At 41.1% G+C, this 16,147-nt stretch carries 18 protein-coding genes and 1 tRNA gene; 10 read left to right on the top strand and 9 right to left on the bottom strand.

Annotated features, from left to right (window positions below):
- The first annotated feature begins 60 nt into the window (after positions 1-60).
- On the top strand, positions 61-531 hold the full coding sequence (locus ACFEL9_RS00925) for an MFS transporter (RefSeq protein WP_385885295.1): 471 nt from the start codon (positions 61-63) through the stop codon (positions 529-531).
- A 290-nt stretch (positions 532-821) separates the two neighbouring features.
- Positions 822-938: a T9SS type A sorting domain-containing protein gene (locus tag ACFEL9_RS00920; protein ID WP_385886594.1), complete on the top strand. Its 117-nt coding sequence runs from the start codon at positions 822-824 to the stop codon at positions 936-938.
- Between the two features lie 725 nt (positions 939-1,663).
- Here ACFEL9_RS00920 and ACFEL9_RS00915 read toward each other — a convergent pair.
- A tRNA-Ser gene (locus ACFEL9_RS00915) sits at positions 1,664-1,748 on the bottom strand.
- A gap of 231 nt (positions 1,749-1,979) precedes the next feature.
- Between ACFEL9_RS00915 and ACFEL9_RS00910 the strand changes: the two genes are divergently transcribed.
- From ACFEL9_RS00910 to ACFEL9_RS00900, 3 genes are all read left to right on the top strand, one after another.
- Complete coding sequence (locus tag ACFEL9_RS00910) at positions 1,980-3,155, top strand: glycoside hydrolase family 172 protein (RefSeq protein ID WP_385885293.1); 1,176 nt, start codon at positions 1,980-1,982, stop codon at positions 3,153-3,155.
- Between the two features lie 107 nt (positions 3,156-3,262).
- Positions 3,263-4,177, top strand: a complete 915-nt coding sequence (locus ACFEL9_RS00905) for an alpha/beta hydrolase (protein ID WP_385885291.1) — start codon at positions 3,263-3,265, stop codon at positions 4,175-4,177.
- Between the two features lie 427 nt (positions 4,178-4,604).
- Entirely contained in the window at positions 4,605-4,841 is a 237-nt protein-coding gene (locus ACFEL9_RS00900; protein WP_385885289.1) for a hypothetical protein, read from the top strand.
- Between the two features lie 111 nt (positions 4,842-4,952).
- On the opposite strand, the gene ACFEL9_RS00895 is transcribed toward ACFEL9_RS00900, so the two are convergent.
- Genes ACFEL9_RS00895 through ACFEL9_RS00885 form a run of 3 tightly spaced genes read right to left on the bottom strand, consistent with a single transcriptional unit; the run spans position 4,953 to position 6,314 of the window.
- A complete protein-coding gene (locus tag ACFEL9_RS00895) occupies positions 4,953-5,156 on the bottom strand; it encodes a hypothetical protein (protein ID WP_385885287.1) in 204 nt (67 codons plus the stop codon).
- Positions 5,157-5,202: 46 nt separating this feature from the next.
- Positions 5,203-5,427 carry a hypothetical protein gene (locus ACFEL9_RS00890; RefSeq protein ID WP_385885285.1) on the bottom strand — a complete coding sequence of 75 codons (225 nt, stop codon included), beginning with the start codon at positions 5,425-5,427 and terminating at the stop codon, positions 5,203-5,205.
- A 44-nt stretch (positions 5,428-5,471) separates the two neighbouring features.
- A complete protein-coding gene (locus ACFEL9_RS00885; protein ID WP_385885283.1) occupies positions 5,472-6,314 on the bottom strand; it encodes a hypothetical protein in 843 nt (280 codons plus the stop codon).
- Between the two features lie 696 nt (positions 6,315-7,010).
- Between ACFEL9_RS00885 and ACFEL9_RS00880 the strand changes: the two genes are divergently transcribed.
- From ACFEL9_RS00880 to ACFEL9_RS00865, 4 genes are all read left to right on the top strand, one after another.
- Entirely contained in the window at positions 7,011-8,429 is a 1,419-nt protein-coding gene (locus ACFEL9_RS00880; RefSeq protein ID WP_385885281.1) for a glycoside hydrolase family 125 protein, read from the top strand.
- A 192-nt stretch (positions 8,430-8,621) separates the two neighbouring features.
- Complete coding sequence (locus tag ACFEL9_RS00875) at positions 8,622-8,972, top strand: hypothetical protein (RefSeq protein WP_385885279.1); 351 nt, start codon at positions 8,622-8,624, stop codon at positions 8,970-8,972.
- A gap of 61 nt (positions 8,973-9,033) precedes the next feature.
- Entirely contained in the window at positions 9,034-9,699 is a 666-nt protein-coding gene (locus ACFEL9_RS00870; protein ID WP_385885277.1) for a DinB family protein, read from the top strand.
- Between the two features lie 276 nt (positions 9,700-9,975).
- On the top strand, positions 9,976-10,848 hold the full coding sequence (locus ACFEL9_RS00865; RefSeq protein WP_385885275.1) for a sigma-70 family RNA polymerase sigma factor: 873 nt from the start codon (positions 9,976-9,978) through the stop codon (positions 10,846-10,848).
- A gap of 4 nt (positions 10,849-10,852) precedes the next feature.
- Here ACFEL9_RS00865 and ACFEL9_RS00860 read toward each other — a convergent pair whose 3' ends face one another.
- The 5 genes from ACFEL9_RS00860 to ACFEL9_RS00840 form a co-directional block, all read right to left on the bottom strand.
- The gene (locus ACFEL9_RS00860) at positions 10,853-11,260 is read right to left on the bottom strand and encodes a DinB family protein (RefSeq protein ID WP_385885273.1); all 408 of its coding nucleotides are present in this window, start codon (positions 11,258-11,260) and stop codon (positions 10,853-10,855) included.
- Positions 11,261-11,400: 140 nt separating this feature from the next.
- On the bottom strand, positions 11,401-12,387 hold the full coding sequence (locus tag ACFEL9_RS00855; RefSeq protein WP_385885271.1) for a T9SS type A sorting domain-containing protein: 987 nt from the start codon (positions 12,385-12,387) through the stop codon (positions 11,401-11,403).
- A 472-nt stretch (positions 12,388-12,859) separates the two neighbouring features.
- Positions 12,860-13,327, bottom strand: a complete 468-nt coding sequence (locus tag ACFEL9_RS00850; RefSeq protein ID WP_385885269.1) for a GNAT family N-acetyltransferase — start codon at positions 13,325-13,327, stop codon at positions 12,860-12,862.
- A gap of 12 nt (positions 13,328-13,339) precedes the next feature.
- Positions 13,340-14,029, bottom strand: a complete 690-nt coding sequence (locus tag ACFEL9_RS00845) for an NAD-dependent epimerase/dehydratase family protein (protein WP_385885267.1) — start codon at positions 14,027-14,029, stop codon at positions 13,340-13,342.
- A gap of 94 nt (positions 14,030-14,123) precedes the next feature.
- Entirely contained in the window at positions 14,124-14,471 is a 348-nt protein-coding gene (locus tag ACFEL9_RS00840; RefSeq protein ID WP_385885265.1) for a hypothetical protein, read from the bottom strand.
- Between the two features lie 476 nt (positions 14,472-14,947).
- Here ACFEL9_RS00840 and corA point away from each other — a divergent pair, with 476 nt between their 5' ends.
- The gene (gene corA, locus ACFEL9_RS00835) at positions 14,948-15,922 is read left to right on the top strand and encodes a magnesium/cobalt transporter CorA (protein ID WP_385885264.1); all 975 of its coding nucleotides are present in this window, start codon (positions 14,948-14,950) and stop codon (positions 15,920-15,922) included.
- Positions 15,923-16,147 lie beyond the last annotated feature (225 nt).

The raw sequence follows: 16,147 nt of genomic DNA, 5'->3' as shown, positions 1-16,147 counted from the left end.
GAATGCCTGAATATATTTGGCACAGGTAATGCTGCAAAGAAATTCATCTACCTTCAATCTATGCGAATCATTACTCGGACTATAGTAATCCTTTCCGTAGTAAGCTTGTTCGCTGATCTTGCCAGCGAGATGCTCTACCCCATCATTCCGATTTATTTAAAAGAAATTGGCTTCTCTATTGTGTGGATTGGTGTATTGGAAGGCTTTGTAAATTTTACGGCCGGCGTGAGCAAAGGGTATTTTGGAAAATTGAGTGATGAAAAAGGACTTCGTCTGCCGTTTGTAAAGTTGGGTTATGGTCTTAGTACATTATCAAAACCGCTGATCGTTTTTTTTGTGTCTCCTGTTTGGATATTTTTCGCGAGGACACTTGATCGTTTTGGAAAAGGTGTACGGGTTGCTGCCAGGGATGCATTATTATCGGCAGAAACAACCAAAACAAATAAAGCAAAGGTTTTTGGATTTAACAGGGCGCTGGATATGACCGGAGCAACAATTAGCCCGGCAATCACCTTGTTGTTCTTATTATAGTATTCGGGTGAATACAAAACGCTTTTTTGCCTCGCATTTATTCCAGGTATCATCAGCGTGCTGCTTATTTTTTTATTAAAAGAAAAGAAACAACCGGCCTCTACATTGGAGAAAGGAAACTTTTTTTCTTTCTTTAAATACTGGAAAATCGCTTCTAAGGAATACAAACACCTGGTAACCGGATTGTTGTTGTTTGCAATGTTTAATAGCTCCGATGTTTTTCTTTTGCTGAAAACGAAAGAAACAATCGGTGACAATGCCATTAAAATTTTCGGGAACAGCAATGGAAAATCTCTCCGGGGGAATCAACAATCAGCAAAGATCTCAGTTTCCTGAAGAATGGTATATACCTATTGAAATTGGAAGGAGTGAATAAACAGCAAACTGTACGGATCGTGAAACTTTAATTATATCTCACATTGTTACGATTTAATCAAGAGACTGTTGAAAGACAGTCTCTTTTTATATGTGTCCCTTTTATGTATGTGACTTTTACGGGGCCTTGCCACTTCGCTTGGGTAGAATATCACTTAACTACTAAAAAACCGACCCCCTATGAACGGCAACATGGCGGCAAGCTGTAACACTTAAAGAAGAGCACGAAGAAATAAAAACGGAACAGCCACGCAGGAACTGTTGCAATCGGCTGTTGCGTTATGCAGTAACGGGAGGAAAGGGCAAATAACTTGATGGTGATAAAGGAAAAAGGGCAATTGGATGGTCAGTAAAGGAAGCTAAGGCAATTGACAAATTTTTATTCAGCATTCAATGGAATTAAAGCGCATGGCTCTCTCAAATTCAATTGTCTCAAATAGGCGGTGGCTCGAAAGTATTGATACGTATTGGAAGTAATCATGAACCTGGTAATCACAGGACAACATTGTTGCTGATTATGTAAGCAACAAATTAATTATTGGCGGAAAGCCGCATTCAAAGTTATTTTCCAAGGGCAAGATGATTGAAAGTATTTGATTCCTCAATCAGTGATTGGGAAATCGCACTGAATTTATAACTAATGTTGATTGAGCATTTTTGCGAAAATTGAATGCATTTGGGTCGGCAGGTTCAAGGAGATTTGACCCCTCCAAGAAATCATCATAATTTGTTGGTAAACAGTGTGCTACAAATAAAGCGGAGAGAGAGGGATTCGAACCCCCGGACCTGTTACAGTCAACGGTTTTCAAGACCGCCGCATTCGACCGCTCTGCCATCTCTCCGGCGCAAAAGTAAGGGGGCAGGTTAAAACAGCAAAATTGATTTTGCTGTTGATTGAAAAAACTTTTTACTTCCAATCTTTGGCGAAAACTATAGTTAAATCAGTATTGCCGGGGTAAACAATAACACCATTCTGTATGATAAAGCAGATATTACTAAAAATGAAAATTTGATAAGTCAGGCAATGAAAGTTATTTCCAATTTTCAAACTAATTAGTTTCATATATTAGGGAATGAAAAAAGTTGTAGCTCTTCTAGCAATGCTTGTCGGATTGATTGCCATCAACGCACAACGAGCTCCTTTTAATGGACTAGATATGAATCTTGGTAATCTCTCAAGATTATCCGACGCAAAGACAAGATCGATCAGTCCTGAAAATTATTCGGGTGCCAGGGGAAAGGGTGGCATGGCCGATCCCAAAGCCGATAGCGCTAAAAAGAATGTTGCCAATGCCTGGAGTGCCGCGAGGGACTTGGGTAAAGGATGGAAAGTAAATCCTTTTATTGAAATCGGTAAAGGAGAGACATTTACCATTGCAGAGATGGAAGGTCCTGGCGCTATCCAACATATTTGGATGACACCAACCGGTAACTGGCGTTTTGCCATTATTCGATTTTATTGGGATGACGAAAAGACTCCCTCTATCGAAGTGCCGGTAGGTGACTTTTTTGGAATGGCGTTTAACGAATATGCTCAATTGAATTCACTCCCCGTAACCGTTAATCCTGGCAGTGCATTTAATTGCTATTGGAAAATGCCGTTCCGGAAGAAATGTAAGATCACCATGGAGAATATAAACAGGAGTGAAGCCATGCGTTTGTATTACCAGGTCGATTATACATTGACAGAAGTTGGAGATGATGAGGCCTATCTGCATGCTCAGTTCAGAAGATCCAATCCTACACAGGGATCAATTCATACATTGATTGATGGTATAAAAGGGAAAGGACAATATGTGGGCTGCTATGTTGCATGGAATGTCAACAACAACGTATGGTGGGGTGAAGGCGAAATAAAATTCTATATGGATGGAGACACCGATTATCCTACTATCAATGGCACCGGTACCGAGGATTATTTCTGCGGCTCCTACAATTTCGAAAATCAAAAGACAAAGCAATACCAGGAATTTTCCACAGCATATGCGGGATTGCACCAGGTAATACGACCTGATGGCTTGTATCGTTCACAACAGGCATTTGGTATGTATCGCTGGCATATCATGGATCCTGTTCGTTTTGAGAAAGATCTCAAAATAACCATACAGGATCTGGGCTGGCGTCATGATGGAAGATATTACCCGCAAAAATCAGATATTTCGTCTGTCGTATTCTGGTATCAGCGGGAACCTCATGCACCTTTTCAAAAGCTTCCCTCCAAAGATGATCTTGAAATTCCGCGTTGGTGAATAATTAAACAGGCTGGCATATGAAACCGGGCATGATAATTTTTCTCACACAGGAGAATGACTATTTGCGAGGTTCCATCCGGCTAAATCAAATAAAAAATATACGGATGAAAAAAAGACTTCTCTTATTCTGCAGTATGATGACCAGTACTCTCGTTATCCATGCACAGGACGTAATTCCTTTATACAACGATAGCGTTCCTAATTCAATACGTTCAAGCTTACAGGAAGTGGCGGACACCGGTAAGGATGGTATCACACGAATAAGCAAAGTAACGCAGCCAACATTAACCGTTTACACACCACCCGCCGGTAAGGCGAATGGTACCGCGGTTATTATCTGCCCGGGTGGTGGTTACCGCATATTAGCTTTTAATCATGAAGGCATTAATGTGGCAAAAGTCTTTACTGAATGGGGAGTTACAGCCTTTGTCTTAAAATACCGACTACCTGATGATGCAATCATGACCGATAAAACTATTGGTCCATTACAAGATGCTCAACGGGCCATACAACTGGTTCGGGAGAGATCGGCAGATTGGAAGATCAATCCAAAGCATGTTGGCATCATGGGCTTTAGTGCAGGGGGACATTTAGCATCCACAGCCGTTACACATTTTGACAAACCTTATATTGATAATTCGTCCAAAACAAAACTGCGACCTGACTTTGCCCTATTAGTCTATCCTGTTATCAGCTTCAGCAACGAAATAACTCATATGGGAAGCCGCAATAACTTGTTAGGAGCGAATCCAACTGCTGAGCAAATAAAATTATTCAGCAACGAGCTGCAGGTGACAAAAAAAACACCACCAACATTTCTTGTACATGCAAAAGATGATAAAGGCGTGCCTATAGAAAACAGCCTTGCATTTATCCGGGCATTGGAGAAGGCAAAAGTGCCGCATGATTCATTTTTTTATGAAAAAGGTGGTCACGGCTTTGGTTTAAATAACACTACCAGTGATATAAAATGGATGGACCTGGTGAAAAGCTGGATGATGAAGAACAAATGGCTGTAAACAACGAAAAATTGGAAAGAAAAGGGGATAACCAGCGAGTTATCCTCTTTTTTTGCAGGTGATCGAAAATTTACGATATGCCCTATCGTAAATTTCTCCCAGAAACTTAGCACTTCCCCGCTATTCTGGAATAGCTCAAGCCCATACTTTTGCTATAGAAGTTGATTGATAGTTATTATCAATCTATATCCAATACCAACTGAGAAAATCGCAAATCCAGGTCCGCGAAAAACCTTGAAAATCCAATATCAATCAACTTCTTTTTTATCTCATTGTCGTTTCACCCAATAAGGCAGTCGATACTGGTTCTGAGAAAAATTAAGCCCGGCAACCCGCAAGCCGTTTGCTTCATAATCCAATTCCCTTAGAGGTTTCATTCATCAGCCGGGTGCTTATACGCCAGGTAATTAATCAATAAACCTATCCAATGCAGTTGTTACAAGAAAATCGAATTGTTAACACGCCGCGAAGACTGAGAAAAGTCTCCTTGCCGCTTTCATATGTTAATGTCAATAACCGGGCTGGTAAAATGGGAATTGTAAAGCCCATTGGCGGTAAAATCATTAAAAAGAAAAACCTTGAAAAACCAGCCGATTTTTCAACATGGAGTTTGCCCGAACAGGCTTCAGGTTATATCAAGTGCAGGGAGCATGATTTTTTTTAAGTTACTTACTTACCCGTAATTCTGAAAATAGTTGCCTTTCTCCGCCCGGCAACTATTTTTTTAGGCACAAGTATTTTGCCGCCTACACTAGTGGACTTCGAATTAGGTCTATTACTTTTCGCTGTCTTTTGTCAAAGCAATAAGTAGTAAAACAAAACCCGCAATCATTGCCGAACCCCTGATCCAACTCAAGCGCTGCCAGGTTTGTCCCCTTTCATACCATTCAGCCGGAGAAACAGTACTATTCATACTGTCTGCAAAAAGCATCAGGTTAGGTAAAAAATAAAAAATGGTTGCAATGAGAGCCGCAAACATAAATACCCAGTGTAATGAGAATGAATTTGCGTCGTGTTTTGAGTTTCTAGTTTAAAATGAGTGTGGTAATAGTGGAAAGAATCGTAATGGGATAAGCGATCATCCAAAAGTTTCCATCCTGTATATCGAAATCGGTGATGATTATGTTTGATTCAGGAAGATGAGAAAGGTAGCCAGGAAAAAAAACAATATGCGAATACAAAATAGCGCCAACAAGTGCGGCCCAACTTATAATTGCAAAAAAGAGAGAAATCTGCCTTGCCTGGGCCATGATTTTTTCCTGGTTTATAAGTTAGTTTAATTTTTCGTTGAAACTTATTTTAGGGATTTTAACCAATTTTCTGCAAAAGCCCTGGCTTGTTCAGTTACTTCTTTTCCAGCCCTGAACCCTTGCTTCCATTCTGTTCTTTTTCCTTCGTAAGCGGGGTTTACAAATCTCTTCTTGCCATATTTTTCTACGAGGGCTGCATTATAGTCGATACCTTTTGTGTAGTCCAGCATTTTTTGAAGCTTATCGGCAATAAAGAGATTGATATTTTCCGGATAATCAGTTTCCCATTTTTGCAGGTATTCCTTGTAACGCTTCACATCATTTTCCTGTTGGTATTTTTCGCCCATAGCCATAGATGAAAAATATTGATGATTGGGGTCCTGGTAGTCTTTCAGATTTTTGCGAAGCATGTCCAGCACAGGCTTAACACCTTTAGCCATTTCAGGAGTCAGCTCCTTCATTGTTTTCTCGGTATCTTTTATTCCTTTTTCTGTTTTAGCAATTTCGTCTTTTTGTATTTCAGCGATACTGCGAAGTGGCTTCAACTCCGGTTCCTGCGGTTTAGCACTGTTACGGAGCTGGTCATATTGTTTTTTGAATACCTCGCTGCTAATGTATTCTTTGGTAAAGACCAACAAATCTTTTGCCACTGCCGCCCGGTCATTTACCGCAAGATTCTTTGCATTCTTTATCCCGTAGTAATGGAGATAGCCGTTCAGAAAACTGTTTTTGATGTTTTCGGTGCCGGATTGTTTTGTCAGGCCCAGCATTTTCCAGACATCGTCCGTCATTTGTTTAGCCTGGTAAGATGACAATAGAAAGCTGCTGCTAACCAGCATGCATAACATGATAAATCCTGATGCCCAGGTAATTCTTCTGCGGTTCATAAAAATAAGATTTAAGCCTGCCGGGTGCAGGTAAGGTTAAGGTTTTTGACGGGCTAAAGATTTGTCATTATGCGCCGTCAAACAATAAAGGCTTACATGATTTGAGTAAAGGGAAGGATGAATTGATGTTTTGTCATCGACAAGTAGGAATGTAGATCCATGACGAATCGAAATATCTGCCATTGATTAGACATGGTGGAACATGTGACTTTGTTATTAAAGAGCAGATCTTCGGGCGGTCTTTAGCTATTAGAAGGAAAACATGAGTGTCCTTAGTTGCAGGGAGCATTTTGTGAACGTACTTATATTTTTTATTATTAAAGAAATATGAGATACTGACATTGTAGCCATTTTCAACATTTTCTATATCAGTAACTTTCCCAATTACATAAACACCATTCTTTTTCAACAAACTTGCTCTATACAAATAGAAACAAAAAATACCTATAAGAAGAGTTGCGGCAAATAGAACCAAAATTTTTTCTGAATTCCAACGTCGCCCGTGATTGATTTTTGTTTGAAGCATCAATTAAATCAGGGTTGCCTGATAACCTTTTTATAAAAATAGGGGCGAATTAAAACATTTTTTCAAATGTTGTCAGGGTTTTTCCAAAAATGTGTCCTTATCCGGGTCAAACTCAGTTTGGCCGGGTTTGCACGAGGGGTTAATTTTGGACGGAACGAATAAAATTGCTTATGCATCGAAAACAATTCCTGCAACGATCTGCTGTTATTACAACGGGCATTTTATTGCGCCCCAGTCTTTCTTTTGCTTCGGGTAATGAATTCCCGGTTGTGCGCATACCCGAATCACAACGTAAGTTCAAGAGCATGGCGGTGGAAAAAGCGATCGTGGAAGTAAAGGCCAAATCAGGCAATAAAGAAATTGCGTGGTTGTTTGAAAACTGTTTTCCCAATACGCTGGATACAACAGTTGATTTTGAAATGATCAATGGCAAACCCGACACTTATGTGATCACGGGTGATATCGATGCCATGTGGCTGCGGGACAGCACGGCCCAGGTTTGGCCCTATCTCACTTTGACAAAGAACGACCAGGACTTGCATCACCTGGTCACGGGTGTTATCAACCGGCAGGTTAAATGTATCCTGAAAGATCCTTATGCCAATGCTTTTTATAAAGACGAGAATAAAAGAGGCGAATGGAAAGATGATTTAACCGACATGCAGCCCGGTTTGCACGAACGCAAATGGGAGATCGATTCCTTGTGCTATCCCATTCGGTTGAGCTATCATTACTGGAAGATCACAGGAGATAAACAGGTATTTGACGTACAATGGAAAGAAGCGATAGCATTGATCGTAAAAACATTTAAGGAGCAGCAGCGTAAAAATGGGAATGGGCCGTACAGTTTCCAACGCCGGACCTCCTGGGCTACAGACGGTGTACCGCTGGGTGGCTACGGGTACCCGGTAAAACCTGTTGGTCTTATTTGTTCCACATTTCGTCCAAGTGACGATGCTACCATCTATAATTTTTTAATTCCTTCCAATTTCTTTGCGGTGGTCAGTTTAAAACAGGCTGCTGAAATGGTGAAAGCATTGCATGGCGACACGGCTCTCTACAATGAATGCAGTGCTTTGGCAAAAGAAGTGGAACAAGCGTTAAAGCAATATGCGACTGTTTCGCACCCGCAGTTTGGTAAAGTGTATGCGTATGAAGTAAACGGCTTTGGTAGTTACAACCTGATGGATGATGCGAACATTCCAAGCCTGTTGTCATTGCCTTACCTGGGTGCAGTAAAAAATACAGATCCCGTTTATATCAATACAAGAAAATTATTATTGTCACCGGAAAACCCATTTTTCTTCAAAGGAAAAGCGGGTGAAGGCATTGGCGGTCCGCATGCCGGTATTGATATGATATGGCCATTGAGCATTATTATCCGGGGTTTGACCAGTAATAGTGATGCAGAAATTAAAAAATGCCTTGGCCTGTTGCAGCATTGTCATGGCGGTACCGGGTTTATGCATGAGTCATTTCATAAAGATGATGCGAAGAAATTTTCCCGTGCATGGTTTGCATGGGCCAATACCATCTTTGGTGAGTTTGTATGGAAAGTGCATAAAGAAAGACCACATTTATTGAGATAGGGATGGCATAAAATTTTTTACCGCTTTCGAATGTACTCGTAAAGATCTGGAACCGCTGTGGCGAATTGAAGCGGGTGCTATTTTACGCCAGGTTATACACACTATTCTTTATTATTGTGAGTCTGCTGGCACTAATAAATTGCTGCGATTTTGAAAAACAAGTTGTACATTAAATCCAAAATTTTAACTCGCATGAGAAAATATGCTGTTCTTTTATTGTTAGCAGTCGTCACAATCGTTTTTTCTTATTGCAGCGGTGCTAAAAAAGCTGCGAAAGCTGCTCCGAAACTGAGTTACGAAAACAGTGTTCATTCAACTATCGTTGGCTATTGCAGCCCTTGTCATATTCCCGAGAAAGGTGGAAAGAAAAAAGCATACGACAATTACGCTAATGTAAAAGCAGATATTGATGAGATCATTCGTCGTATGGAACTCAGCCCCACTGAGAAAGGATTTATGCCCTTCAAGAAAACAGAAAAATTGAGCGATAGCACCATTGCAGTATTTAAAAAATGGAAAGAAGACGGGCTGTTGGAAAAATAACAGTGTAGGTTGATGCGTACCCTTGCCAATCATGTTTCTGGGTCACTAAAAAATTATTTTTATGGAAAAGAGTACAGGCAATGAAGGACGCAGACATTTTATCAAAACGGCTACTGCTATCACTACCGGCCTTGCCGGGCTTCCCTTTATTCCGCAAGACACATGGGCCATGGATCGAATGGCGGATGATAGTATTCATATCATCGGGCCGAAAGAAGGCTATTCACCTCATATAGGTACCCTCGTATCCATGATGAACTGGATGCGGATGGTAGTATTGCGGTCAGTAAAGGATATGACCAAAGACCAGCTCGATTACCTGCAAGATCCCAAATCAAATACCATTGGCGCCATGTTGTTGCACCTGGCGGCAACTGAAGCATTTTATCGGGCTAACACTTTTGAAGGAAGAGGCGATTACAATGAAGCGGAAAAAGCTAAGTGGGGTGCGGCAATGAGCCTTGGTGATGAGGGCCGGAAGCAGATAAAGGGTAATAACCTTAATTACTACTTGGACATTCTCAGTTCAACCCGGGAAGCTACACTGGCTGAATTCAAGAAACGGGATGATACATGGCTAATGACCGTTGATCCAAGTTTTTTCGGCAACCAGCCAACTAATAATTATTGCAAATGGTTTCATGTAGTAGAACATGAATCAAATCACAACGGGCAAATCAAATGGATCAAGAGCAGATTGCCCGGGGCTAAAGCCGGCAATGATTAATTTTTTTTCAATATAGAAATATAATAATGTTTCTTTATTTATACTGAAAATCATCTTTCTACAGATTATTCTTCATAGTTAAGTTTCAATGAGCAAATTCGGAATGTTCAGTTCCATTTCTTTTTAACAAAATTGTAGCATAAACTCTACAAGCCCTCCTTTACAAATATTACATGTAAATGAGACACTAATCTATTTTCTTCGCCTGTTTGTCTCCGTTACTTTACAGTGTCCTATCCTAAGTAATCGCATTTTAAAATAATAAAACGTTCCCTTATGCGTCAGCTTAAGATCTCTAAGTCTATCACTAATCGTGAATCCCCAAGCCTGGAAAAATACCTCCAGGAAATTGGCCGGGTACCCCTTATCTCAGCAGAGGAAGAAGTATGCCTGATGGCCCGTATCAAACAGGGCGACAAAATTGCACTTGACAAACTGGTAAAAGCCAATCTCCGATTTGTTGTATCGGTGGCTAAGCAATACCAGGGGCAGGGACTTTCACTGCCGGATCTGATTAATGAGGGTAATATTGGCCTGATCAAGTCAGTCGAGCGTTTTGATGATACAAGGGGGTTTAAATTTATTTCCTTTGCCGTTTGGTGGATCCGCCAGAGTATCATTAAAGCAATTGCTGATCATGCCCGCCTAGTTCGGTTGCCGCTAAACAAGGTAGTATTGGGTGGGCGCATCCATAAGGCCAGTGCAATTCTGGAGCAGGAACTGGGAAGAGTTCCGTCAGCGGAAGAGTTGGCCGAGTTCCTGGAAATGGATCCCGCTGATGTGGCAGCACAGATGGATATGAAAGATCATCATGTGAGCCTGGACACACCTTTTTCGGATGAAGATGATGGCAGCCTGCTCGACACACTCGAAAATCACAACGCAGAAAAAACCGATCTAAAAGTGCATCATGCAGAATCATTAAAGATGGAGATCGAGAGATCCCTGCAAACACTTCCCGAACGGCATAAAAAAATGATCTGTTACTTTTTCGGAATCGGTGTTGATTACCCGCTTAGCCTCGAGGATATCAGCCAGCGTTTCGATATTACACCTGAAAGAGTAAGACAGATCAAGGACAAAGCCATCACTAAATTGAGGGCCAGTCAAAATTTCAACCAGCTTCGCACCTTTTTAGGCGGCGTATAAATCATCAAAAAACATATTCAGGGGCATTAATGCCATTGCAACGAAGGTAGATGATTGCTTGTCCGCGATGATGCGTGATATGGTCTATTGTTGCCTGGAATCCTTTAATCGTATTTTCATTTACTTCTCCTTTTGTTATCAAGTGCTTTAGGCTATCATAATTTTTTTTAAGATAGTCAATCACCTGTTTTTTGTCTTTGCTGACAGGAGTAGGGGCCCAATCCGTTTTTATCCCTCTGATATAATTATTCTGCCACCAGCTGATGCCATAGCCGATATGGTGTAGTTGTTCTAAGAAACTCCAGACGGGAGCAGCAGGTTTGAAGGAATAGTTTTTTTCAGGCATTGCTTCCGCTACAGCCAGGGTATAGTTTTTTGAGTTTTCCAGTGTTGTCAATAAATGCTCTTTCATGTTTTTTCTATTTATTGACAAAACTAAAAGTGTGTGAACCGGTAGGGTTTAGAAATCTTGCTATTCATTATAACAAAAAAGGATCTCTGGAAAGAGACCCTTGATTTGTCTTGGTGGAACGGGAACGATTTCTAAAGAAATCAAATTTTGACATAGCGAAGGTTGGTGGCTTCTGCTGTCAGCTTGTTGGTGATGCGGATAAAATAGATGCCTTTTTGCAAAGAAGGTAGCTCAACACTGGTTTTTGAAATGACAGTGGTGTAAAGTAAGTTTCCCGCTGTGTTTAGTAATGCCAGCTCGTAATTTTTGAAATCGGTGATACCGGTCATGTTAATTGTATTGCCAGTGTTGGGAACCGGGTAAAGAGATACGCTGTTCGAAGCAGAAACATATTTTACCGTCCTGGTTTCTGAATAACTTGTCTTTCCATCGTGATCAGTTTGTTTAATCCGGTAGTGCAGGGTGCCTGTTACAGGGGCATTGTCGTATACTTCATAGTTTTTTTCTTCCGCTGAGTTTCCTGCGCCCTTTACGGTTTTAATAGCAGTCCATTCATTATTACCGGCGGAACGCTCCACCGTAAAAAAATCATTATTGATCTCTGTAGCTGTCTGCCATTGGAGCTTCACTTTTTGCTGCTCGGGTACGGCCGAAAAACTAACCATCTTTACCGGGAGAATACCGGCAAATGCATAGGAAACCACCCGATGGCTAATGCCATCACCTTCTATTTCAATGTTTATCATTTTCAGTGACACAGCACTGAGTGTAGCAGTGGCACAATCACTGGCAGGTCTCCATACATTAGAATGAGAAACTACAGAGCCGGTTCCTTGTTTATTAGGGAGGTTAAAAGAATGCGATACCGAGTTATTGGTGATAGTACCCTGGAGGGCATGAAGATTTTTTGGAATATTACTACCGGTATACGTAATAACATAGTTCAGGAGAAGATTGTAATTATATCCCGAGGGGCAACTTTTTGCATTGATAACAAGAGCTACCGGTTCCACATAAACGTTTACGCTATAGCCTTTGGTGGATTGAATACTGACCTGTGAAAAGGAATTGTTGCTGAATAAGGAGATGGTAAGAGCTAAAAAAATTGTATGTACAGTTAGTTTCATAGTTTGGAATTAGTACGTGATCAAATCGGAGGTAAAACAAGGTAAAACTTCGCAGTTGTCATAGTATTTTCTGCAATTTTTTTTTGAAAAGTTGCTATGATGATAATAAAGTGTTGATTATTAAATTTTAATAAATTTAGTATCAGCAGGTACCCTTAATTCTAATGGGATATAGGAAACTTTTATAAGTGTATGCACTTGGAAAAACGTTGAAATAAGGTGGGGTTCACACTCACCTGGAAGTATTTACCCGGTGAGATTTGCTCTTGCTCTGACGGCTGACTGGAGGATACGATCGAAAATTTTCGATAGCTGATAGCCTTAAAACAGGACTATAGCGACGGCAAAATTAGATGGTGTGGCATTAATTGCACCAGGGGTATTGGGTATCTCCGGGGATAAGATACCTGGGGAAGATCCGGGTTACAGATTGGCGTCCGTAAAGGTGACAGAATATAAACTGGTATTATGATTAGCCAATCTTTTTTTCAAAACAGATGGCCGTAGAATCGTCCACCCATTTACCAAATGCCGGGATTCGGGTAAATCCCTCTTTTTCATAAAAGCGAAGTGCTTCGGGTTGCGGAGCACCTGCCCTGAGTTTTAGCAGGGTGAAGTTATTTTCTTTTGCATGCTTTACAGCAGCCGCCATTAATTTTTGCGCAATGCCACACCCACGGTAACCAGGCGAAACATACATCATATCGATTTCACTTTCGGTGTTGTTTAATGGTGCAACGGCAATGCTGCCCACCGGTTTGCTAGCTGCATCGCGGGCAATCCAAAAACCGGCATTGCCTGCCGCAAATGAAGCAGCGTCGAATGGATTGGGAGCTTCGAAACCATAGCGGCTTTGAATTTCCTCCCACAAAGCAGCCGACATCAATTGCGCTTCGGCAGAACCTGGTGAGACTTTTTTTATGATAACGACATTATTCATTCGGGTTTTGCCTTACTTTATTGGAGCACTGGCGGCTATATTTTCTTTTGCCAGTTGCACGATGTCTTTTACTTCGATGATGTTTTTTGAGTATCCATTCAATCCAACCTGGATCATGGACAGTCCAAGCTCCTTCAGGGTTGACACGGACTTCGGAAAACAGGTTCGGAGAAATGGATACAACCAGCCCAGATAGTTGTAGGCTTTCAGGGTGTTTTTTAATCCTTTTGTCGGGTGCATGTATCCTGGTCTGAAAGCATAGACATTTTTGAACGGCAGTGTCATTAGATCATTTTCTGTCTTGCCTTTAACCCTCGCCCACATCAGCCTGCCTTTTTCTGTGCTGTCTGTACCACGCCCCGAGATATAACAAAACACCATAGCAGGATTTTTTTTCACTACTGTTTCAGCAAAAGATAAAGTAAGTGTGTAGGTGAGGTGGTGGTAGTTGGATTCTTTCATTCCAACGGAAGAAACGCCCAGGCAAAAAAGACAAGTAGTATAGCCGGCCAATTGGTCTACGATAGGGGTAATATCAAAAAAATCTTCGTGTATGATCTCTTCCAGTTTGGAGTGTTGCACACGACAAGGCCTGCGGTTGATCACCAATACTTTTTCAACCTGCTCATGCTGCAGGCATTCATGCAATACACCTTCACCCACCATACCCGTCGCACCCGTCAGCAATACTTTTAATTTCATGAACCAAATATACCTTCATTGGGATAAAGAAGAATTGAAATGGCAGGGCATAAAAAAAGCCGGCTTGCCGGCTTTTCAATAACTGTTGAAACAATTAAGATCCTGCTGGTTTTTCAGCTTTCTTTTTTTCTATCAGGTCCTTGTATTTTGTTTGTTGCTCGGGAGTGAAAAACTCAAACAGCTTAGCTTGTTTTTCTTTTTTCAGTTCCATCTTTTTTTCCTTTTGTGCTTCTTTGGTCAGCGAAGCATCCTTCATGATGGCGTCTATTTTGTCGCCGTATTCTTTACTGATGGCATCATATTTTGCCACCTGCTCATCCGTAAGTGCCAGTTCAGTTTTTACTTTTTTGTCCCATTCTTCTTTCGTCTCTTTTTGATCCTGGGCATTGGCAGCAACAAAGACGAATGCGCCCATCAACAAGGTCAGCAATAGTTTTTTCATACACTGTGAAATTTAGAAGATTAATAAATGGATGATAACCGATAGCTGGAGGAGAAACTGATGGCTTCAGGAACTGCGCAATTTCTATGCCATTACATGGGAACGCCGGTTGAACTCACTACCGCTCATAAAATAACAGGTAGGTTTTAACGATAACTTAATTTGATGAGTAGCTGGTTTATTAGCTATTTATGCCGTTTAAAATACTGTATTTCCTTTTCATGTTTTTTGGCAGCTGCCAATGATGAAAAAGTGCCGAGGTTACGGCGTTTATTTGTCCTTGGGTCTTTCTTTATCGAATACAATCTGTATTCTCCGGATTTTAATTTGCGTATCATACAGCATGTTTTGGATAAGGCTGCAACTATTATGCCTGTGGCATGGCCAAAAGCGAATAAGGGTTTTAAATTGATGTTCTCTGTTTATTTTCCGAACTTACCAAAGCAAACCATATTGATAAGTTCAACTTCACTGCCATGAGAGAGATTATCAATTGCGCCGCTTATTCAGGCGGTAAACGATTGTCCGATATTGAGCTAGACAAAATTCATAAAGTACTGAAAGAAACCGACAAGTTTATATGGGTCGGGTTGCACGAACCATCCGGTGAAATATTGGGCAAAGTGCAGCAAGAGTTTGGTTTGCACGATCTGGCTATTGAAGATGCTCACCGTGCCCACCAACGGCCAAAAATTGAATTGTATGGCGATTCTATTTTTGTAGTGGTCCGTACAGCTAATATCAATGCTGAACAACATATTGAATTTGGCGAAACCCATTTTTTTGTGGGAACCAACTTTATTGTTAGTGTCCGGCATGGATCAACTGTGGCCTACACAGATGTCCGTCAACGATGTGAATCGATGCCGGAACTGCTGAGTAAGGGACAGGGCTTTGTGTTGTATGCAATCATGGATTTTATTGTCGACCGGTATTTTCCCGTGGTGCATGAGTTGGAGTCGGCACTGGAGGTGTTGGAAGACAAGATATTTAAAGAAAAACCAAGCCGGGAAACGACAGAACAAATCTACCAGTTGAAGAGAGAGCTGCTTGAAGTGAAGAGAGCTGTGTCACCACTAATGGATATTTGTACACGACTGATGCGATTTGATATAAAGTGTATTTCCAATGAAACGCAACCCTATTTCCGGGATATCTATGATCATGCCATCCGCATCAATGAAATGGTGGATAACACAAGAGAGTTGCTGAGTACGGCGCTGGAGGCAAATTTTTCATTGATCTCTATTTCACAAAATGATACTTCTAAAAAATTTGCCGGCTGGGCCGCCATCATCGCCGTGCCTACCATGATAGCCGGTTTTTATGGAATGAACTTTAAGTTTATGCCTGAGCTGGACTGGCACTACGGCTATTATGGGGTCATTGCTATAACGATCATAACCTGCTGTTTGCTTTACTTTTTTTTCAGAAGATCGGGTTGGTTATGACAGCGGTTTTAAAGACAATGCACATTTATAAAATTAAAGAGTTCGATTCTTCCTATAAGCTAACTTTTGCATCCCGTTTTAATTTCATTGTGATAGCCTGTGTAATAAATCTTATGGCCGCCGGATAGGCTTATTATTGGCGAACAAGGAGCCGGTTTTATCTTTAGTCAGCAGTGGTTTAGCCAATCGTTCCCTTGCGGGAAATTTAATAGCAGCTAAAAAAGC

Origin of the sequence: Terrimonas alba (genome assembly GCF_042434975.1) — a bacterium.
GTDB lineage: Bacteria > Bacteroidota > Bacteroidia > Chitinophagales > Chitinophagaceae > Terrimonas_B > Terrimonas_B alba.
This window is presented reverse-complemented; position numbering and strand designations above follow the sequence as displayed.